Source organism: Gilliamella sp. B2887, from assembly GCF_026537015.1.
Classification (GTDB): domain Bacteria; phylum Pseudomonadota; class Gammaproteobacteria; order Enterobacterales; family Orbaceae; genus Gilliamella.
On sequence record NZ_JAFNMX010000001.1, the window covers coordinates 388,008 to 410,180 of the forward strand.

Annotated in this window: 16 protein-coding genes and 2 pseudogenes; 13 read left to right on the forward strand and 5 right to left on the reverse strand. The window is 35.9% G+C overall.

Going from position 1 to position 22,173, the window contains the following annotated elements:
- Positions 1-143 precede the first annotated feature (143 nt).
- The 11 genes and pseudogenes from J3U13_RS01705 (at position 144) to J3U13_RS01750 (ending at position 8,597) form a co-directional block, all read left to right on the forward strand.
- Positions 144-1,895 carry a carboxylesterase family protein gene (locus J3U13_RS01705; protein WP_267339676.1) on the forward strand — a complete coding sequence of 584 codons (1,752 nt, stop codon included), beginning with the start codon at positions 144-146 and terminating at the stop codon, positions 1,893-1,895.
- Between the two features lie 499 nt (positions 1,896-2,394).
- Positions 2,395-2,775, forward strand: a pseudogene (locus J3U13_RS11430) (PTS sugar transporter subunit IIA); the annotation flags it as partial.
- Between the two features lie 51 nt (positions 2,776-2,826).
- Positions 2,827-3,369, forward strand: a pseudogene (locus J3U13_RS11435) (PTS system mannose/fructose/N-acetylgalactosamine-transporter subunit IIB); the annotation flags it as partial.
- A 23-nt stretch (positions 3,370-3,392) separates the two neighbouring features.
- Positions 3,393-4,193, forward strand: coding sequence for a PTS mannose/fructose/sorbose transporter subunit IIC (locus J3U13_RS01715; RefSeq protein ID WP_267339680.1), 801 nt, complete (start codon positions 3,393-3,395; stop codon positions 4,191-4,193).
- A 16-nt stretch (positions 4,194-4,209) separates the two neighbouring features.
- Complete coding sequence (locus J3U13_RS01720) at positions 4,210-5,121, forward strand: PTS system mannose/fructose/sorbose family transporter subunit IID (RefSeq protein ID WP_267339682.1); 912 nt, start codon at positions 4,210-4,212, stop codon at positions 5,119-5,121.
- A gap of 167 nt (positions 5,122-5,288) precedes the next feature.
- The gene (locus tag J3U13_RS01725) at positions 5,289-5,663 is read left to right on the forward strand and encodes a DUF956 family protein (RefSeq protein WP_267339683.1); all 375 of its coding nucleotides are present in this window, start codon (positions 5,289-5,291) and stop codon (positions 5,661-5,663) included.
- A gap of 221 nt (positions 5,664-5,884) precedes the next feature.
- On the forward strand, positions 5,885-6,133 hold the full coding sequence (gene rpsP, locus J3U13_RS01730; RefSeq protein WP_034900786.1) for a 30S ribosomal protein S16: 249 nt from the start codon (positions 5,885-5,887) through the stop codon (positions 6,131-6,133).
- A 23-nt stretch (positions 6,134-6,156) separates the two neighbouring features.
- A complete protein-coding gene (rimM, locus tag J3U13_RS01735; RefSeq protein WP_267339692.1) occupies positions 6,157-6,687 on the forward strand; it encodes a ribosome maturation factor RimM in 531 nt (176 codons plus the stop codon).
- A 16-nt stretch (positions 6,688-6,703) separates the two neighbouring features.
- Complete coding sequence (trmD, locus tag J3U13_RS01740) at positions 6,704-7,456, forward strand: tRNA (guanosine(37)-N1)-methyltransferase TrmD (RefSeq protein WP_267339693.1); 753 nt, start codon at positions 6,704-6,706, stop codon at positions 7,454-7,456.
- A 31-nt stretch (positions 7,457-7,487) separates the two neighbouring features.
- Positions 7,488-7,838: a 50S ribosomal protein L19 gene (gene rplS, locus J3U13_RS01745; protein ID WP_025314641.1), complete on the forward strand. Its 351-nt coding sequence runs from the start codon at positions 7,488-7,490 to the stop codon at positions 7,836-7,838.
- Positions 7,839-7,994: 156 nt separating this feature from the next.
- On the forward strand, positions 7,995-8,597 hold the full coding sequence (locus tag J3U13_RS01750; RefSeq protein WP_267339694.1) for a MarC family protein: 603 nt from the start codon (positions 7,995-7,997) through the stop codon (positions 8,595-8,597).
- Positions 8,598-8,722: 125 nt separating this feature from the next.
- On the opposite strand, the gene J3U13_RS01755 is transcribed toward J3U13_RS01750, so the two are convergent.
- The 4 genes from J3U13_RS01755 to lysA are packed head-to-tail and all read right to left on the reverse strand — an operon-like array spanning position 8,723 to position 14,154.
- Positions 8,723-10,108, reverse strand: a complete 1,386-nt coding sequence (locus tag J3U13_RS01755; RefSeq protein ID WP_267339696.1) for an amino acid permease — start codon at positions 10,106-10,108, stop codon at positions 8,723-8,725.
- 56 nt (positions 10,109-10,164) lie between these two features.
- On the reverse strand, positions 10,165-11,271 hold the full coding sequence (locus J3U13_RS01760) for an alanine/ornithine racemase family PLP-dependent enzyme (protein ID WP_267339697.1): 1,107 nt from the start codon (positions 11,269-11,271) through the stop codon (positions 10,165-10,167).
- Between the two features lie 19 nt (positions 11,272-11,290).
- A complete protein-coding gene (locus J3U13_RS01765; RefSeq protein WP_267339699.1) occupies positions 11,291-12,703 on the reverse strand; it encodes an APC family permease in 1,413 nt (470 codons plus the stop codon).
- 53 nt (positions 12,704-12,756) lie between these two features.
- Positions 12,757-14,154, reverse strand: coding sequence for a diaminopimelate decarboxylase (lysA, locus tag J3U13_RS01770; protein WP_267339701.1), 1,398 nt, complete (start codon positions 14,152-14,154; stop codon positions 12,757-12,759).
- A 262-nt stretch (positions 14,155-14,416) separates the two neighbouring features.
- Between lysA and J3U13_RS01775 the strand changes: the two genes are divergently transcribed.
- Positions 14,417-15,856, forward strand: a complete 1,440-nt coding sequence (locus J3U13_RS01775) for a sigma-54 interaction domain-containing protein (protein WP_416380278.1) — start codon at positions 14,417-14,419, stop codon at positions 15,854-15,856.
- A 6-nt stretch (positions 15,857-15,862) separates the two neighbouring features.
- On the opposite strand, the gene J3U13_RS01780 is transcribed toward J3U13_RS01775, so the two are convergent.
- Positions 15,863-17,044 (reverse strand): NAD(P)/FAD-dependent oxidoreductase, encoded by a 1,182-nt coding sequence (locus tag J3U13_RS01780; RefSeq protein ID WP_267339703.1) that lies wholly within the window; start codon positions 17,042-17,044, stop codon positions 15,863-15,865.
- 670 nt (positions 17,045-17,714) lie between these two features.
- Here J3U13_RS01780 and gltB point away from each other — a divergent pair.
- Positions 17,715-22,172, forward strand: coding sequence for a glutamate synthase large subunit (gene gltB, locus J3U13_RS01785; protein WP_267339705.1), 4,458 nt, complete (start codon positions 17,715-17,717; stop codon positions 22,170-22,172).
- The last annotated feature ends 1 nt before the right edge of the window (position 22,173 follow it).

Consider the following 22,173-nt stretch of genomic DNA (forward strand, 5'->3'; position numbering starts at 1 on the left):
TCTTAATGTTTGAAATAAATATTCATAAAAATAATAATTTTGCTCTAATTTCAAAGGTTACTATGTTCATTAATTAATGGATTTTTTTGAAAAAAACTAATTAAACTTTGATTGTAAGTTTAATCTTATAAAAAGGAAAATCTATGAAAAAATCATTATTACAACTTAATATAGCCACAATTTTGCTTGGTATATTAGCGCTATCCCTCCCAACTTTTGCGAGTAATGAAAAAAATTTACCTATTGTTGATAATCATCAATCCAATATCAACCAAATTGCTGATGCCTCTTTAGTTCAAACTCAATATGGTATGATAAAAGGTCAATTCGATAAAATAAATAACGTTATTGTTTGGACTGGTATACCTTATGCAAAATCACCAGTAGGTCAACTTAGATGGAAAAAACCTGTTGATCCTGAATCTTGGAAAGGAGTATTAGATGCAACCCAAGCAAGCAAAATTGCATTCCAACTGAAAGATAATAAAGTTATCGGATCAGATGATAGTTTAAATCTCAATATATACCGACCAAATAATAAATCGAATAATTTACCAGTACTGGTTTATATTCACGGGGGAAATAATCAAAATGGCAAAGCGGAGGAAATGACAGGGAATACTCTGGTAAATGACATTGAAGGAATTTTTGTCTCAATTAATTACCGTTTAGGACCGTTGGGATTTAATCCGCTTCCAGCCTTACAAACTGGCGATAAACTCGAAGATTCTGGAAATTATGCACTACTTGACATTGCAAAATCCTTAGATTGGATAAAAGAAAATATAACCCATTTTGGTGGAGACGCTAATAATATAACTGTATCTGGATTTTCTGCTGGCGGGCGAGATGTAATGGCAATGTTAATCTCACCTATTTTTAAAGGTAAATTTCAAAAGGCTATATCTTTTAGTGGTGGCATGACTATCGCAGATAAACAAGATAGCGTAAAAGTATTTGCTAAAGCTATCGCTCCCCTTGTTGTTGAAGATAAAATTAAACCAACCCAAGATGAAGCTTATCATTGGTTATTAACCAATAATTCTAATGTAAGAACTTATCTTTATAGTGTATCTTCACAACGACTGGTATCACTTATGGGAAATGCTGGAATAAGAATGAGTGTATTTCCACATTTATACAATGATGGATATGTCATTCCTAAAGATGGTTTCAACACTCATGAATATAATTCTGTACCACTGATTATGCTCACAGGTACCGGCGAATTTTCATTGTTTGCCCAAACATCACCCTATTTTAGTGATACTTTCAATAATGATTTGCCAACAGGAAAAAAGCTTAAAGAATTTAATTTTGCCAATAAATATGGGGGACGTTTATATGACCTATTTAATGTAGCAGATTCTGCGCAAAAAATGGCACCCTTTTATAAGGCCAAAATTTATGGACTAGAAATAGAATTTGGTCAAGACAGCAATAGTGTTGGTTCACACATGGCATTATTTGGAGCTTTTCATGGAGTGTTCCTACCACTATTGGATGCTGATTCTCAAAATTATGATCGGTTAATTGGTAATGCATATAAAACTCAAGGCGCCAAACAATTAAGCATGACATTAAAAAAATACCTTAATAATTTTATTCATTCAGGTGATCCTAATGGAACTGATTTAGTTTATTGGAATAACTGGACTACTGAACATAATAAAGCTAATAATGCTTATTTATATATGAATGCAGATAAAGTAAAAGCCATTGCTTATATGGGAGGCAAAAAATTGACTTACAGCGATGTACTTAATGAAATGGATGATGATCAATCAATTAATCAAAAAACGAAAAAAGTCATCATATCTGAAGTTTTAAACGGTCGATGGTTTAGTAGTGAGCTTGATCAACGGTATAACAATAAATCATTATGGATTAAATAAGTTAAGTAATGCTATGCACAATATGTTCTGTATTATCATTTGATGATCATATATTGTGCTTAATAATGATCATCAAAAGTTTACAAATGGATAAAATAAAGTTGAGTGACCAACCAATCTGAATGTCCTATGAAAAGCTTTAAGAAATTATCCTAACGTCTAGAAATGCATAATTCTAGGGAATAAAAAATAAAATTTTTTATTTTTGACTATTCTATTTTTTTATTTTAACAATATGTTTTTTAGAAATATTATCCATTATCCCTGTCACAGATTTTAACAAATGCTATCATTTAATAATAAAATTTATAATATAATAACTATATTCGTTGATGAGATAAATAGGTAATCAGATTGACACTAAAAACTTTTTGCTTTGTTTGCGTAATAAAAAGTAACATTTTTTAGTGTAGAAAATAACTGAGTTAGTCATAATTTTTAAAAATATTTTATAACACATTTATATTATTCAATAATATAAAAATCCGGAGGAAATTATATGGTAGGAATTATCCTAGCTACTCATGGGGAGTTTGCTGAAGGTATTCTACAATCAGGATCGATGATCTTTGGAGAGCAGGAAAATGTGAAAGCCATTACCTTGCATCCTAGTGATAGTCCAGAAAGTTTAAAAGAACGAATGCAGGAAGCAATCGCAACATTTGACAATCAAGATGAAGTATTATTCCTGGTAGATTTATGGGGAGGTACACCTTTTAATCAGGCTAATAATTTATGTGGTGAACACAGTAATTGGGCGATCGTCGCAGGTTTAAATCTTCCAATGCTTATCGAAGCTTATTCTTCACGTTTTTCAATGGAGAGCGCCAAAGAAATTGCTGCAGCAATTATTGATCCTGCAAGAGAAGGTGTCAAAGCAACTGTTGAGGCACCAAATCAAAGCAAATCAGCAACGCAAGTATCTAACACAATACCTGAAGGAACGGTACTTGGTGATGGTAAAATGAAAATTGTCTTAGCGAGAGTTGATTCACGATTATTACATGGACAAGTTGCCACTGCTTGGACTAAATCAACCAATCCTAATCGTATAATTGTGGTTTCAGATTCCGTAGCGAAAGATGAACTAAGAAAAAAACTTATTCAAGAAGCTGCACCTCCTGGCGTTAAAGCCAATGTTGTGCCAATTAAAAAAATTATTGAAGTATCGCACGATCCTCGATTTGGCAATACTAAAGCCTTACTCTTATTTGAAAATCCTCAAGATGTTTTACGTGCGATAGAAGGTGGCGTCGATATTAATGTTGTTAATATTGGTTCAATGGCACATTCTGTAGGTAAAGTCATGGTTAATAAAGTACTTTCTATGAATGCTGATGATGTTGATGCTTTTGAAAAATTGAAAGCTAAAAACGTTAAATTTGATGTTCGCAAAGTACCAAATGATTCCAATAGTAATATGGATGATTTATTGAAAAAAGCAAAAGAAGAGTTGGCTGAACAAAAAGATTAGTTTTATTTACGAGGTTATACATTATGACATTATCAATCATTGCTATCATATTAGTGATAGCTGTTGCCTTTCTAGCCGGTATAGAAGGTATTTTAGATCAATTCCAATTCCACCAGCCGCTTGTTGCATGTTCTTTAATTGGACTTGTGACCGGAAATTTAGAAGCGGGCGTAGTATTAGGTGGATCACTACAAATGATTGCGTTAGGTTGGGCAAATATTGGGGCAGCAGTAGCGCCTGATGCCGCACTAGCCGCCGTTGCATCATCGATTATTTTAGTTTTAGGTGGACAAGGTATTGCTGGTGTATCAACAGCAATTGCGGTAGCGATTCCACTTGCGGTTGCTGGATTATTTTTAACCATGATTGTACGAACTATCGCTGTTCCATTAGTTCATATGATGGATGCCGCAGCAGAAGAAGGCAATATTCGTAAAATCGAATGGTTGCAAGTTTTAGGCATCTGCTTACAAGGTCTACGAATTGCCATTCCAGCAGCAGCGTTACTATTCATTCCAGCAGAAACGGTAAAAGAAGCGTTAAATGCAATGCCTGAATGGTTAACAACTGGTATGGCTATTGGTGGTGGTATGGTTGTTGCAGTAGGTTATGCAATGGTAATAAACATGATGGCAAACCGTGAAGTATGGCCGTTTTTCATTATTGGCTTTGTGGTTGCCGCTCTATCCCAATTAACATTAATTGCCCTTGGTGCGTTAGGAATCGCATTAGCACTGATATATCTCAGTCTTTCAGAACGTGGCAATTCATCGAATGGCGGTAGTAAAGGTGATCCGCTTGATGATATTTTGAATGATTACTAGAAACTTGGAGAAGAAAATGACAGATAGAATTCAATTAAGTAAAAAAGATCGTTTAGCAGTCGCTTGGCGTTCAACTTTCCTTCAAGGTTCTTGGAACTATGAACGTATGCAAAATGGTGGTTGGGTTTATTCTATGATTCCTGCCATCAAAAAATTATATACCACAAAAGAAGACCGTTCAGCAGCGTTAAAACGTCATTTAGAGTTTTTCAATACACATCCATATTTAGCATCACCCGTTTTAGGTGTAACACTTGCTTTAGAAGAAGAGCGCGCTAACGGTGCCGCAGTTGATGATGTTGCAATTCAAGGGGTAAAAGTTGGGATGATGGGTCCTTTAGCGGGGGTGGGTGATCCAGTGTTTTGGTTTACCGTACGACCAATGCTAGGTGCTCTTGGTGCTTCATTAGCGCTTAGTGGTAATATTATGGGCCCTATTTTATTCTTTTTACTATGGAATATTATACGTTGGGGTTTTATGTGGTATACGCAAGAATTTGGTTATCGTACTGGATCGAAAATCACAGATAACCTATCAGGTGGTTTACTACAAAAAATTACTAAAGGTGCATCTATACTAGGAATGTTTGTGCTTGCTGCTTTGGTACAAAGGTGGGTATCAATAAAATTTCAACCCGTTGTATCAACAGTTAAACTAGACAATGGGGCATTCATTGACTGGGATTCGCTTCCAGCTGGCGCTCAAGGTATCCAACAAGCATTACAACAAATGCAAAGTGGATTATCACTAACCCAAGAAAAAGTCACCACATTACAAAATAACTTAGATCAATTAATACCAGGGCTTGTTCCGCTACTTTTAACGTTTTTCTGTATGTGGTTATTACGTAAAAAAGTATCGCCAATCATTATCATTGTTGGATTATTTTTAGTAGGTATTGCTGGTCATTTAGTTGGTCTTTTATAAACCAGTATTTTTGTAAAGAGGTTTTAGGAAAGCATAATGTTACAGTATGAAATTTTGCTTTCTGTCAAACAATAATTATCCTTTTCATTACACAATGTGACAAACAACACGATGTGTATGAAAAGGATAGCATTATCAATTCAACCTTAACTATGGATAGGTAATAGATGGTTCAATCTTTGAATACAAAAATTGATTTGACTGTAAAAGCAACCGCTTTTACTGGTTTATCTGAATATGGCAATATTATGATTGGTGATAAAGCATTTGAATTTTATCATCGGCATGACCCTCGCAAATATATCCAAATTCCTTGGGATGAAGTGGACTATGTCATTGCATCAGTATTATTTGGTGGCAGATGGATTCCACGTTATTCAATTCAAACAAAAAAAAATGGTACTTTCACTTTTGCCTCTGAAAATCCTAAAAAAACATTAAAAGCGATTCGCGTTTATATAGATGGTCAAAAAATGGTGAGATCTTTAGGCTTTTTTGATGTTTTAAAACGAGCTTTTATTTGTAAAAAAAATAAAAAATAGCAGCGATATCTAAATATAAGAACGTAATAGATTCTAAAAAATAAAATATCGTCAGTATTATTTTTATTCATTCATGACTAAATAAGTTTAAAGCAAGCAATATCACGCCAAGCATCAACAAACAGCCATTGCACTTTTTTCCAGAAAGAGTATAATTTCGGGGCTTTGATTTTGTCCATGTTGGGCAAAAGAAAGATTATTTTTTAATTTAAGAGGATGTTATGGTAACTATTCGTTTAGCTCGTGGTGGCTCTAAAAAGCGCCCTTTTTATCAAGTAGTTGTCACTGATAGCCGTAACCCACGTGATGGTCGTTTTATTGAACGCGTTGGCTTTTTTAATCCAATTGCACAAGGTAAAGCAGAAGAATTACGTTTAGATCTTGATCGCGTAAATCATTGGGTTGGTTTAGGTGCAACAGTTTCTGATCGTGTGAATGCATTGATCAAACAAGCACAAAAAGCTGCTTAATTAAGTAATAAATAGTAACTGTAATGATGAATACTGAGAATCTGATCGTTGTAGGTAAACTTGGTTCTAGCTACGGCATTCGTGGTTGGCTCAGAATTTTTTCGTTTACAGAATTTCCAGATAGTATTTTCGATTACACACCTTGGTATATCCAGCGTGCTGGTAAATGGCAAGAGGTAATCGTAGAAAGCTTCAAACCCCATAATCAGGATATGATTGTAAAACTCAAAGGCGTTGACGATCGTGATCAAGCCAATGCATTAACTAATTTTGAAGTATTTGTTGATGCTGAAAAATTTCCAGAGCTTAACAATGGTGATTTTTATTGGAAGGATTTGATTGGCTGTCGAGTAAAAACAGTTAACGGTTATGATTTGGGTCAGGTGACTGACTTAATGGAAACTGGTTCGAATGATGTGTTGGTTGTTAAAGCAAATCTAAAAGATGCATTTGGAGCAACAGAACGTTTAATTCCATTTGTGGATGATCAATTTATAAAACAAGTTGATTTAACAGCAAAAGTGATTGTGGTCGATTGGGATCCTGCTTTTTAATTGGTAAGGTAAGAATATGTGGATTGGCGTTATTAGCCTTTTTCCTGAAATGTTCCAAGCAATTACCTGTTATGGTGTGACTGGTCGAGCCGTAAAAAACGGACTGTTAACAGTAGAATATTGGAACCCGCGCGATTTTGCGTATGATAAGCATAAGACTGTCGATGATAGACCTTATGGCGGTGGTCCCGGCATGTTAATGATGGTACAACCACTTCGCGATGCAATTCATGCTGCAAAAACAGTAGCTGGTAACGATACAAAAGTAATCTATCTCTCCCCACAAGGGCGCAAATTAAACCAACAAGGTGTTGGCGAGTTATCGCAATATCAAAAAATGATTTTGATTTGTGGTCGATATGAAGGTATAGATGAACGTGTTATCCAAACCGAAATTGATGAAGAATGGTCAATTGGAGATTACGTGTTAAGTGGCGGTGAATTACCAGCGATGACGATGATTGATGCATTAGCAAGATTTATTCCTGGTGTATTAAATCACGAATCATCAGCAGAAGAAGACTCTTTTGCTAACGGGTTACTCGATTGTCCACACTATACCAGGCCTGAGGTGTTAGATGGAATGGCGGTGCCCGACGTGTTAATGTCTGGTCACCATGAAGCGATTCGTCGCTGGCGATTAAAACAATCACTGGGACGAACTTGGTTGAGAAGAGAAGATCTTCTTAAAAATCTAGCTCTGACTGATGAAGAGCAACGTTTACTCACTGAATTCCAACGTGAATATCGTGATGAACCGAGCCGTTGATATTTCAGTATAACTAGTAAGAGACAAAATTATGAAAAATGCAATTATTCAGCAATTAGAACAAGAACAAATGAAAAAAGACATCCCGTCTTTTCGTCCGGGTGATACGGTTGAAGTAAAAGTATGGGTTGTTGAAGGTAACAAAAAACGTCTTCAAGCTTATGAAGGTGTTGTTGTAGCAATTCGTAATCGTGGTTTACATTCTGCATTTACAGTACGTAAAATTTCGAATGGCGAAGGTGTTGAACGAGTATTCCAAACTCACTCACCAATTGTTGATTCAATTACTGTGAAACGTCGTGGTCAAGTACGTCAAGCTAAACTTTACTACTTACGCGAACTTCGTGGTAAAGCAGCGCGTATCAAAGAACGCCTTAACTAATTCAAATTGGTTAATATTTGATAAACTAATTAAATATATCCAATTAAATATGGTCACCTTTATGGTGACCGTTTTTATGTATATAGTAAAAGTTCATTCCCGCCAACAATCGTTGACAAAATTCAAGCAATATCTAGATTAAATAAAGGTAACATTATGGATAACTATCTTGTTGCGATTCTTGCTACCACAACCAAGTTATTCGCATTAATGACACCACCAGCAGTGCTAAGTGCATTCTTAAGTGGTACTAAACAATATGATGAACCACAACGCCGAAAAACTGCACTTAAAACATCTTGTGCTGTATTTATAATTGGTATTGTATTGTTCTTTTTTGGAAATACTATGTTTAGTGTTTTCGGTTTTACTCTCGATGCATTTCGTATCGGTTCTGGCGCGTTACTGTTTATTACTGCTGTGACACTAATGAATGACTCTCCAGATAAAAATAAAATTAACAGTAATGAAGATATTAGTGTTGTACCGCTTGCAATTCCTCTTTGCATGGGCCCTGCTTCTATCGGTACAATTATTGTTATGGGAACAAGCTCAGTGGGTTTTGCCGCCAATATGATAGGTGCGGTTTCATTGTTTATTGCTTCCTCGGGCATTTATGCCATGCTTTTATGTGCAAAAAGTATTGCAAAAGTATTAAAAAATACAGGTATTGCCATTTTATCAAAATTAACCGGACTACTAATATCAGCAATTGCTGCACAAGTAGTTTTTTCTGGCATAACGGCTTTTATAAAATAGCTAACCTATATTGATAAATTTGTTACGTTATTACGTAAAATAACGTAACAATTAAATTCACTATTTCATCTAAGATTAAATTATGAGCATTTCTATACTAATTGAGTATAAATAATCTTAATGATTCATGATGAGATTGCGTTTTTATTATAGTAATACGAAGCTAAAATAATGATAATTAAAACAACTTCTGATAATAAAATAAAATGCCCCGACTCACCAAACCACACACCAACAATGATCACAATATTAACAATGATTGAAATTGCTGCTAACCATGGAAATAATGGTGATTTAAATTTAATCATCTCTTTAGGGTATTTACCACTATTCACCCCTTTACGAAATTGATACTGACACCAAGCGATAATAATCCACGCAAAACAACCTACTTGTCCAGTACCTGCAACCAAATAGAGATAAAGCTTTTCCGCGGCAATATATTTAGAAAATAATGAAACTAGAGCAATAATTGCAATAAATAAGATGCCTTTAGTAGGAACGCCCCGTTTATTGACTTCTGAAAAATATTTAGGCGCTAAATTATCCTGTGCCATAGACCATAACATACGCGAACTGGCATAAATAGCTGAGTTAGCCGCAGATATCGCAGCACAAAAAATAACGAACAACATCATATAAGAAGCAAAAGTGATACCGACTTTGTTAAATACCCACACAAAGGGACTAATTTCATCATGCACAGTTCCATAAGGGTAAACTAATGCTAAAATTGCAATAGCTAATACATAAAACAGAATAATTCTAAATGCTACACCTGTAATAATCTTGGGTAATACTGACTGAGGTGACTCAGCTTCACCAGCGGCACTACCAATTAGCTCAACACCTTGAAATGAATAAGTCACAATGGTCATGCATACAAAAATCGATAAAAAACCATTTGGAAACCAGCCTTGTTCTGTTTCAAAAGTAGGTAATATGTGAGTTTGAGTATATTGCTGATAAAGAAGATAAATACCAACACCGATAAAAGCAATAATTGCCAACACTTTAATGGTTGAAAACCAATATTCACTTTCACCAAAAGCACGGACAGAAGTTAAATGAACTGAGGTAATAACAATTAAAATCAATAAGCTAAAAAGATAAATAGGAACAGCAGGAAAAAATTGGTGAGCAATCATAGAAGCGGCAGTTAAATCTGCTGCCATAGACAGAACCCAACTAAGCCAGTATAACCAACCAATAGTATAACTCCAAATCGGATTTGGAATAAACATTAGTGCATAATGCTGAAAAGAACCCGCATGCGGGAATGCACAAGAAAGCTCACCTAAACATAACATTGTTGCTAACATTATGCTACCAGCCATTAAATAAGCAATAATAGTTCCTAATGGCCCTACCGTAGTTAATGGCGCAGCGATACCAATAAATAAACCGGTACCAATCGATCCCCCTAATGAAATCATTAGCAGATGACGATTTTTAAGATTCTTTTTTAAATTACTGAAATTTTGGCTTTGTTGTGATAATGATGTTGCCATGTATAAACCGCCTAATCATTGATAAAAACTGCTGGTTAACCAGCAGTTAACACAAATTAATAGATAAACCGTTTTTCTACACCACTAGTTTGACAAGCCATTAGCAAGGCAGTGTAATCAAGCTCAAATCCAATCATATCACCGACTTTAAGATTTTGTGACACATCTTCGATATCGACTAACGTATGATCACTGGTTTGACCAAGTACAGTAATATTATCATCGATTGGTACACAGCTTTCAGCCGGAACATCTTGACGTCCAAACGCAAGCAGCGCTCGTTTACGTATACCATGATCGACAAAAGTTTTACTGTTTAAAAAAGCATCAACACCTAGCTCGCCGACTGGAACGGTTGGTTTACTGTTAAGCTCGATGATTTGTGCATATAATTTATACATATCACTACAAGCTTTTTCGACAGGTTTATTGGAATGATGAAATTCATCAAGATATTTCATATCCACATACTCAATACCAAACTCATGTAAACCACCAATCCGGATATGATTAAGACCTTCTGGCCAGATACCCTTGTCTAATAAGTGATAACTAGTACAATTACCGGCCGATAAATATTGTATTTTAATATTGCAAGATTTTTCAACTTTACGCGCAATTTCTAAAAAGTCTACTCCATTTTTAACTGTTGGTAACACAGTACCATAACAGTTAAAATTAGTACCTAGCCCATAAAGCTCAACACCCGGTAAAGATAAAATAAGTTTGACCGTATCAATAATTTCATCCAAATGTTCAAACCAAATACCTTCACGTAAATCACCCATATCAATCATTAATAAAACTTGGTGAATTTTTTGTTGCTTAACGGCTTCGTCTGAAAGTGCTTGAATCACCACTTTTTCACTATTTAAGCTAATATCTGCATATTTAACTACTTCACTAATTTCACTTAAACAAGGACTACGCAATAAGCAGGTTTTACACCCTAAAGCATCTTTAAGTTTCTTCAAATTGTAGGTTCTTGACTCAGCAATAACATCAATACCTCCATCTAGAACTGCTTTTGCTGTTTCAACACAACCATCAAACACTTTATTAACTGCCATTACTTCAATGCCGTGTTTAGCAAGCAGCTCTTTTTCAACACGTGCATTGTCTTTTAATTTTCCTAAATCAATTTCCAATACAGGTTTGTACATAAATTTACTCCTCTATCTCTTATTGTTGTTGCATGCGATTACGCTTTTGTGCTCTATGGTATATCCACTCCGCTAACACGATAGCAAGCACTGCACCACCAACAATTTTCGCGATATACTCAACATATCCCCCCATATCAATCTGTGCTGGTGGAATAAACACTAAGATCACCGCAAATAGTGTAGATAAGAATCCTAAACCTGGTAAAACAATCGGTAATACTTTACCTGGGATCTTAAAGCTACGTGGTACATCTGGTTGAGTAATACGTAAACGATAGTATGCAATAAACATCACTAAATAAGGAATAAAGTAACAAATGGTTGTTAATGCAGTTAACATCCAATATGCAGCAGCAATACTTGGCGATACAAACGTTGAGAAACAAAGTACTGTGACAATGATTGCTTGAATAACTAAAGCAAATGCTGGAGTTTGATAGACAGGATGTAAATGTCCAACACGTTCACCAAGTAAATTATCTTCTTTTGACGCCTCTTGTAACATATAGATAGGGCCAACTAACCATGAGTTAATTTGACCTAATGCACCAAAGAATAAACAAATTGCCATTACAGGTAATAACCAAGGCATATGTAACTCTTTAGCCGCTGCTTCCATTGCTTGCATTACACCGGCAACAATATCAGTATCAACAGCAGGTAATAAGGTATTAATGGCCCAAGTACCAATCATATAGATACCAACGATAACAATTGCAGATACCGCCATCGCTTTAGGGAAGTCACGTTGTGGATCACGAGTACGACCAGCAATCATAGGGGCAACTTCAAGTCCAGCAAAAGCAAACATCATACTTGATAGAAAAACAATGGTATCCCAGCTACTTAAATCCGGAATCCAATCACTAATATGACTATAATCAGTGGCCATTGGGTGACCAGTCATTAGCCACACAATGGCTAATAACACGATAATACCAGCAGGAATAAAGACCCCTAACCATGCACTAACACTGTTAATGATTTTAGTCCATTTCAAACCTTTGATATTCATTAATGTTAAGATCCAAAATACTACCATGGAACCAACACCAATAAACACCTGATTTTGAGCTAGTTCAGGACTAAACATGTAGCCAATTGCAGTAAAACCAAATTGCAACATCAGTGGGAAGAAAAGCACGCATGAGAATAAGAAACAAACAACTACTATCCAACCAACTCGTTTACCAAACGCTTCTTTTACCCAAACAAAAATCCCACCATCTTTTGGCCAACCAGTAGAAAGTTCACCACAAACCATTGCTAAAGGAAAAAACAAACAAAATGCAGCAAGGAGCCAAAGCACCATTGCTGACGCTCCATAAGGAGCAACATTAGGAATTTGACGTAAACTTAGTATTGCAATGACATTCATAAATACAATGTCTTTAATACCAAGTAAACTTGAATTTTTAGAATCACTCATAATAACCTCACATTTTAATATCTGGGACGATAAGCGCCCCAGATAACTCATGATTAATACACGTCGTATCCAACCATATCCTCGTAAGTGTCCTCACGGCGAATCAATCGATCTTTACCTTTTTTATCAATCATAACAACAGCAGTACGTGGACGGTTGTTATAAACTGTTTGGCTCTCAATGGTATAAGCTCCAGCATCAAGGAATGCAATAATATCTCCAACCTGAGTATCTTTTGGTAGCAAGAACTCTTCCCCTTTTACACCAACATGGTAATAGTCACCACCATCGCATAAAGGTCCAGCAAGTTTAATGTATTGATCATGCTCTTCGGTAATTTTTGATGCATCATAAACATAGAAGAACCAATCAAAATGCTGACTGTCAGATAACACGCTATAGCCTGCGTCAACAAATTTCCACTCAACATGTTCTTCAATGTTTCCGTCTAAATCGTAATTAGTTTTACGTTTTTCACAAGCTACTTCTGTTAATAATACGGCAGCTGATCCTGTTACTTTACGACCTGGTTCAATACAAATCTCAACATCGGTACGCCATTTATGTACTTCTTTAATTACTGCATCAGCAAAATGTTGTGCGGTAATACCTGCGTACATATTATCCTGTAATGGATTGCCATTTTCTTCGTCATATTTATATGGAACAGGAATACCACCACCAACATTAATTAAATCCAATTTAATACCAAGAACTTCTTCTAAACGGCGTGATTCATCAACTAATACTTTCGTTGCTTTAGCAAAAGGTTCTGCTTCTGGTACTTGATCTCCTACGTGCATATGTAAACCACGTAAATGTACATAAGGCATTTCAAGAATACGGCGACAAGTTTCTTCCGCTTGTTCTAAATCGATACCCGATTTAGCATGATAAGCTGTCACGAGTTCCGCATGCGTCGCTGAAGGTACATTGGGTTCAACACGTACACAAACATTTGCCACTTTCTTCAAACGTCTTGAAATTTCATCAATTATATCAAGTTCAAATAAGCTATCTACGTTAATAATATAAAGCTCATTTTGGATAGCAAATTCTAAATCAACTGGTTTTTTAACCACACCATTGAAAACAATTTGACTGCCTGGAAAACCAATCTCTAAACATTTGCGCACTTCAAACATTGAGTTCGCTTCAGCATAAATACCCGCATCTTTAATTGCTTTTAGCACACCCATTACAGAACATGTTTTTGACGCATAAAAAATCTTAGTGTTTGGATGAGCTTTAAACGAATCTTTGATTTCCTGAATATTACGATCAATTTCTTTTTCAGAAAATACGTAAAAAGGTGTTGGGTATTTCTTTGCTAATTCTTCTAAATTTATGCCGTCAAAACATAATTTACCGTTTTGAGCACTGAAACGACGATCTTTAGTTATTAGATCAGTACGTAATTTGTTATAATTTGACATAATTTTGTCGGACATAAGACCTCCAGTTAATTAGTACATAAAAAGTACATAAGAAAACAAGTAAAATGGCTTCTCACTTGCAATGCAATCAGCATGCCAACTTATAAATCATAAAAAATCAATTTATTATGAAAATTATTGCAAAAACAATTTTGGTCATTTTGTTTAAAACCTGTTTTTATGACAAAAATTTGTCACAAAATCATTAATGGTTGAAAGGTATTAAAATTAACGTAAGCTAAACTTAGCTAATAAGCTAAATTAAAAAGGTACTAATATCATGACAATCGATCCTGAATTATTACAATCATTAGAAATATTCAAACATTTTTTTGATTTAATCCATCAGCCAATGGCTATTATCGATAAAGAAGGTAAATATATTTATTATAATCGGGAAAGTGCAGAACTTGATGGTTACCCTATGGAGCAAGCTATTGGTAAACCCATGCTTAAAGTTTATCCTAATTTAAGAAAAGAAGATAGTACCATGTTACAAGCTTTACAACAAGGTAAGGAATATCAGGATAATTACCAAAGCTACTATAATCATGTAGGTAAACTGGTTGATTATATGCATACAACCGTACCACTTTATAACAAGCATAAAGATATTATTGGTGCGATCGAAATAGGACGAAATTTATCAACTGTTAGGCAGCTACACGATCAAGTATTCAAACTCAATAGTAAATTATACCAAAATAAAGATCAGCCATTGCCTGAAATAGTTTTTGTATCACAAAAAATGCAAAAGGTTATTGATCAAACAAATATTTTAGGAGCAAATGATGTCCCAGTATTAATTGTCGGTGAAACTGGAACTGGTAAAGAGCTTTTTGCTCATTTGATTCATCAAACAAGTCATCGCCGTAATAAAGCGTTTATTTCGTTAAACTGTAGTGCTTTACCTACCACATTGATAGAAAGTACCTTATTTGGAACGATGAAAGGAGCCTTTACTGGAGCCGAAAACCATCCAGGTTATTTAGAACTGGCTAATGGCGGCACACTATTTCTTGATGAACTTAATGCTATGCCACTGGATATGCAAAGCAAATTACTGAGATTTTTACAAGAAAAGACTTACTGGCCATTAGGGGGCAATAAAGAGCTACACGCCGATGTTAGAATTGTTGCCGCCATGAATGAATCACCAGCAGAGTTGTTAAAAACAGGGAAAATGCGAAGTGACCTATTTTATCGATTAAATGTCGGATTAATTAAACTTCCAGCCCTTCGTGAAAGAAAAGAAGATATTCCTGTATTGGCGCGATACTTTATTGATAAACATAAAGCGGATGTAAATGTTGTGATAACAGGCATTAGTGAGCACGCATTACAACAACTCATGTCGGCACCTTGGCCGGGAAATGTGAGGATGCTGGAAAATGCAATCGTACGAAGTATAGTCTTACAAAATGAACCGGGAGAATTGCAACAAATTATCCTTGATGATGAACTGTTTGACATTCATAGCCCTTACCCACAAGATCAATTCGAAACGAAATTTGAAAAACAAAGTACGAGCATGACCGCTGGCAACATTAACTTAACTGTACAAGTTGAAAATTATGAAAAACAACTTATTATTGATGCTTTAAATCAAACCAACGGCAAAATTATTGCTGCCGCAAAATTATTAAATATTTCACGGACGACATTACAATATAAAGTAAAAAAATATCATATTCAAATGGGGGTAATAGGTAACTAATCCCTCTTAACAAAAGGCTTGTGCGCAGGCAAATGCACTGCTCCAGGCCCATTGAAAATTATAACCACCGAGCCAACCAGCTACATCCACAACTTCACCAATAAAATAGAGATTTGGATGCGATTTAACTGCCATCGTTTTTGAAGATAAAGCATCGGTACTTACTCCGCCTAACGTCACCTCAGCCGTTCGGTATCCTTCAGTACCATTTGGTGTTATATGCCAGTGTGTCAATGTATTATATAGATCTTGTTGCTGCTTAGGATTAAGTTGTTTAACAGTTGTGTCGATTATCAAATTCAATTGTATCAGTACTTCAATCAACCTTTTCGGTAAAATCTGTGCTAAGCAATTTTTTATAGTTTGATTACGATTTTGTTCAAGTAACGGTTTAAAAGTTGATTCGAATAACCTATCTGGTAATAAGTTAATCATGATTGACTCTCCTGCTTGCCAATAACTAGAAATTTGTAAAATCGCTGGTCCTGACAATCCACGATGGGTGAATAATAAATTCTCTTTAAAACAGATTCGTTCATTAGATACTTCAACTGGAACAGCCATTCCTGATAAAGTAGATAAAACTTCTAACAAAGGTCTATGTAACGTAAATGGCACTAGCCCCGCTTTTACTGGTACAACAGGAATCGAAAATTTTTCAGCTATTTTATATCCGATCGAGGTCATGCCTAGTGCTGGCATCGACTGTCCACCGGTTGCCACAATTAACTTCTCTGTTTCAATACAACCTTGTGAAGTATATAACTTAAATCCTTTATCTACAGACTCAACCTCTTCCAGTTGTGTTTGAAGCATGAATTTAACTTGTCCTTTTTGGCACTCTTGTGCAAGCATATCGACAATATCTTGAGCTGAATTATCACAAAATAACTGACCATGTTCTTTTTCATGATAGGCAATATTATAGTGATTAACTAATTGAATAAAATCCCATTGGGAAAATCGTTTTAAAGCAGATTTACAAAAATGTGGATTTTGAGAAAGATAATTACTTGCTTCAACAGTGAGATTAGTAAAATTGCATTTACCGCCACCGGACATTAAAATTTTACGGCCAATTTTTTTGCCATTATCAATTATAGTAACATCATAGCCTCTTTGTCCTAGTAATCCCGCACAGAACAGCCCTGCTGCTCCAGCACCTACAATTGTAATTTTAGTTTGCATAATCGTAATATCAAAAATAAAAGATAATAAATTATAACAGTATACAATTGTTACTTATAGTCGTGATTTGTTTATTATGCTTTATAACCTTGTGTTATTTAGGAACGCTATATTCACTTGTCAACTTTCTATCGAGCATATTTTAAGAATAAAATCGCCTGCCCATTGATAACCGATTAGCAATTATTGCTTTGGTGATTGCATCCAATATGTTAACTACTCCATAGGGAAGTTTTATAGCTACAATAATTCATTACAGTAAATAAAATACCAACATGAGGTTTATAAACTCCTATCACTTAATAATTCTATCTCAAACATAATTAGTTTTTTTAACTTGCAAAGTCTATATATTAAAAATATTGATTGATATTGATATTTTTTTACTGAAATATTTACATCCACCTAAAACTTTTCAACAAAAAAGAAGCAAAATTTATAATTATTAAGTTACAGATAGAAATAAAAAATTTCATTTTTCTTATAAAAATAATAATGATACATATCATTATTAGCTTCTTTAATAACTCTGATATACCTTATTAAAAGATTGACTTATAAGTAATATTTATTTGACCAAAATACTATTTTTCTTTAATTTCTTAGCCATTATGGGATTGAAGCCTATTTTTTTCTTAAATTATAAAAGCGATGAATTAGAGGCAATGATATGTTATATAACCAGCATCATGAAAAAGATAACTGCGGATTTGGTTTAATTGCTCATATTGAAGGGCAACCAAGTCATAAAGTGGTGCGTACTGCAATACACGGGCTTGCCAGAATGCAACACCGAGGAGCCATACTATCAGATGGTAAAACAGGTGATGGCTGTGGTCTTTTATTACAAAAACCTGATCGTTTTTTCAGACTCGTTGCACAAGAAGCTGGCTGGCGTTTAGCCACCAATTATGCTGTTGGTATGCTATTTCTAAGTCAGGATAAAAAAGAAGCACAAGCTAGCCGTGATATTGTTGAAGAAGAACTTGCTAATGAAACCTTATCTATTTTAGGTTGGCGTGAAGTTCCTATTGATAAAAGTGTTTTAGGTGAAATCGCTTTATCATCATTACCACAAATTGAACAAGTTTTTGTTAATGCTCCTGCTGGATGGAGTAAAATTGACTTAGAACGACGTTTATATATGGTGCGCCGACGTATTGAAAAACGGGTACAAGATGATACTTTTTATGTCTGTAGTTTTTCAAATCAGGTTAATATCTATAAAGGTCTGTGCATGCCTAAAGATTTACCTAGATTTTATTTAGATCTAGCGGATTTACGTATGGAAACAGCAATCTGCCTATTCCATCAGCGATTTTCAACCAATACTGTTCCTCGTTGGCCACTTGCCCAACCATTTAGACATTTAGCCCATAATGGTGAAATTAATACTATTGAAGGTAATAGACAATGGGCGAAAGCACGTTCTTATAAATTTAAAACGCCATTGATTCCAGATCTACAAGATGCTGCGCCTTTTGTAAATGTTACCGGTTCAGATTCAAGTTCATTAGATAATATGCTTGAACTATTTTTAGTGGGTGGTATGGATATAGTACGAGCTATGCGCTTGCTTGTACCACCTGCATGGCAAAATAATCCTGATATGAATGAAGATTTACGTGCCTTTTTTGATTTTAATTCAATGCATATGGAACCATGGGATGGGCCAGCAGGCATTGTTATGTCTGACGGTCGTTATGCAGCCTGTAATTTAGACCGTAATGGTTTGCGCCCAGCACGCTATGTCATTACCACGGATAAACTTATTACCTGTGCATCAGAAATTGGTATTTGGGATTATCAACCTGACGAAGTCGTCGCTAAAGGACGTGTTGGTCCTGGAGAACTGATGGTTATTGATACGGAAGAGGGACGTATTTTACAATCATCCGAAACTGATAACGATCTACAAAAACGTCATCCTTATAAAGAATGGATGAGTAAAAACGTAAAGCGACTCATTCCTCTTGAAGATTTACCCGATGACAATATTGGTTCAGGTATCTACGACGATGTCTTACTGGCAACGTATCAAAAACAATTTGGTTATAGTAGTGAAGAAATTGATCAATGTATTCGTGTTTTAGGTGAAAATGGTCAGGAAGCCACGGGATCTATGGGAGATGATACTCCTTTTGCGGTATTATCAGGCAGACCACGCCTTATCTATGATTACTTTAGACAGAAATTCGCTCAAGTCACCAACCCACCAATTGATCCATTGCGGGAAGCGCACGTAATGTCACTTTCTACCAGTATTGGTCGTGAAATGAATGTTTTTGCCGAAGCAGAAGGACAAGCACATCGTGTAGCATTTAAATATCCGGTTTTAGTTTATTCTGATCTTGAGCAGTTAGTCTCTTTAGAGTCTCGCTATTATAAATCTGAAAAACTTGATATGACTTATGATATTGATGGTAGTTTACGCGATGCTATTGAGCAGTTATGTGGTGATGCTGAAGCAAAAATACGTAATGGTACAGTATTACTGATCCTATCAGATAAAAATATCGCAGCAGATCGCTTACCTATTCCAGCACCTATGGCATTAGGTGCTGTGCAGCAACGATTAGTTGAAAAGAATTTACGCTGCGATGCAAACATTATTGTCGAAACAGGTAGTTGCCGCGACCCTCATCAATTTGCCGTACTTATCGGTTTTGGTGCCACAGCCGTTTACCCTTATTTAGCATACGAAACTTTGGCAAAAATGGTCGATAATGGGACCATCAAAAAATCCTACCGCGAAGCTATTTTAAATTATCGTAATGGGATCAATAAAGGTCTATATAAAATCATGTCTAAAATGGGGATCTCAACTGTTGCCTCTTATCGATGTTCAAAACTTTTTGAAGCTGTAGGGTTACATAAAGATGTGGTTGACCTCTGTTTCCAAGGGGTTACTAGTCGTATCAGTGGTGCGAATTTTGATGATTTTGCTCAAGATCAATTTAACTTATCAAAAAGTGCTTGGTTACGTCGTAAACCTTTAGATCAAGGCGGATTACTTAAATTTGTTTATGGCGGCGAATATCATGCTTATAATCCTGATGTTGTGCAATCTTTACAACTCGCTGTCAATAATGGCAACTATGAAGATTATAAACGTTATGCCGATATCGTTAATAATCGCCCTGTCGCTACATTGCGCGATTTATTAAAACTTAATCCACCCGAAAATGAGGCTATTGCACTTGATGAAGTCGAACCGGAAGAATCTTTATTTAAACGTTTTGACTCAGCAGCAATGTCAATTGGTGCACTTAGCCCAGAAGCGCACGAATCACTTGCCATAGCAATGAATACTTTAGGGGGGTATTCAAATTCTGGTGAAGGTGGAGAAGATCCTGCGCGCTATAACTCCATCAAAGTTTCTCGCATTAAGCAAGTGGCATCTGGTCGCTTTGGGGTAACTCCTGGTTACTTAATGAGTGCAGATGTAATTCAAATTAAAGTGGCACAAGGTGCTAAACCAGGTGAAGGTGGTCAACTACCAGGCGATAAAGTCACACCTTATATTGCTAAATTACGGTTTTCTGTTCCTGGCGTAACCCTAATTTCACCACCACCTCATCACGACATTTACTCTATTGAGGATTTAGCACAGCTAATCTTCGATTTAAAACAAATTAACCCTAATGCAATGATTTCAGTTAAATTGGTTTCCGAACCGGGTGTGGGTACCATTGCAACTGGCGTGGCTAAAGCTTATGCCGATTTAATCACTATTTCGGGTTACGATGGTGGAACAGGCGCCAGTCCATTAACATCAGTTAAATATGCTGGCTCACCTTGGGAGCTAGGACTTGTTGAAACTCAACAATCCTTAGTTGCTAACGGATTACGTCACAAAATACGTTTACAAGTTGATGGTGGTTTAAAAACTGGTACAGATATTGTAAAAGCTGCTATTTTAGGGGCAGAAAGCTTTGGATTTGGTACAGGACCAATGGTTGCATTAGGCTGTAAATATCTGCGTATTTGTCATCTTAATAATTGTGCAACCGGTGTTGCAACTCAAGATGAAAAATTACGGAATGAGCATTATCATGGTTTACCAGAAAAAGCCATGAACTATTTCCGATTTATTGCTCGTAATACAAGAGAGGTCATGGCTGAACTTGGAGTAAGTCGTATTGTTGATTTAATCGGACGAACCGATCTCCTTCTAGAACTAGACGGCATTACCGCCAAACAACAAAAATTGGATTTATCCAGTTTGCTCGAAACAGCGACGCCTCATGAAGGTAAACCGGTTTACTGCATTGAAGAGAATAAACCATTTGATAAAGGTGTACTTAATAAAGAGATCCTTACGCAAACCCAACAGTTTGTTGATGCACGTAAAAGTAAAAGTTTCTATTTTGATATTCAAAACACAGACCGTTCTGTGGGAAGTAGTCTATCAGGTTATATTGCCCAAAAATATGGTGATCAAGGTTTAATATCAGAACCAATTTCATTAAATTTCAACGGCACGGCCGGTCAAAGCTTTGGAGTATGGAATGCCGGTGGTGTGGATTTAACTCTGACAGGTGATGCTAATGACTATGTTGGTAAAGGCATGGCAGGAGGTCGCATTGTAATTCGACCTCCTCAAGGTTCGGCGTTTTTAAGCCATGAAGCAACCATCGCCGGTAATACCTGTTTATATGGTGCAACTGGCGGTAAATTATTTGCCGCAGGTCGTGCCGGTGAACGTTTTGCCGTACGTAATTCAGGTGCCATCAGTGTGGTTGAAGGCATTGGTGATAATGGCTGTGAATATATGACAGGCGGGATTGTTTGTGTATTGGGTAAAACTGGGGTTAACTTTGGTGCCGGTATGACTGGTGGATTTGCCTATATTTTAGATGCTGATGGTGATTTTCATAAACGTATCAATAAAGAGTTAGTCGAAATGCTAAATGTTGCTGATTATTCAATACATGAAGAGCACTTACGAGGCTTAATCATGGAGCATGCTCAACTTACTCACTCATCACGCGCTGAAGAAATCCTAGCGAATTGGCAAGATTTTGCTAAACAATTTGTTTTAGTTAAACCTAAATCGAGCGATGTAAAAGCGCTGCTTGGTCATCGTAGTCGTTCATCAGCAGAACTACGCGTTCAAGCACAGTAAG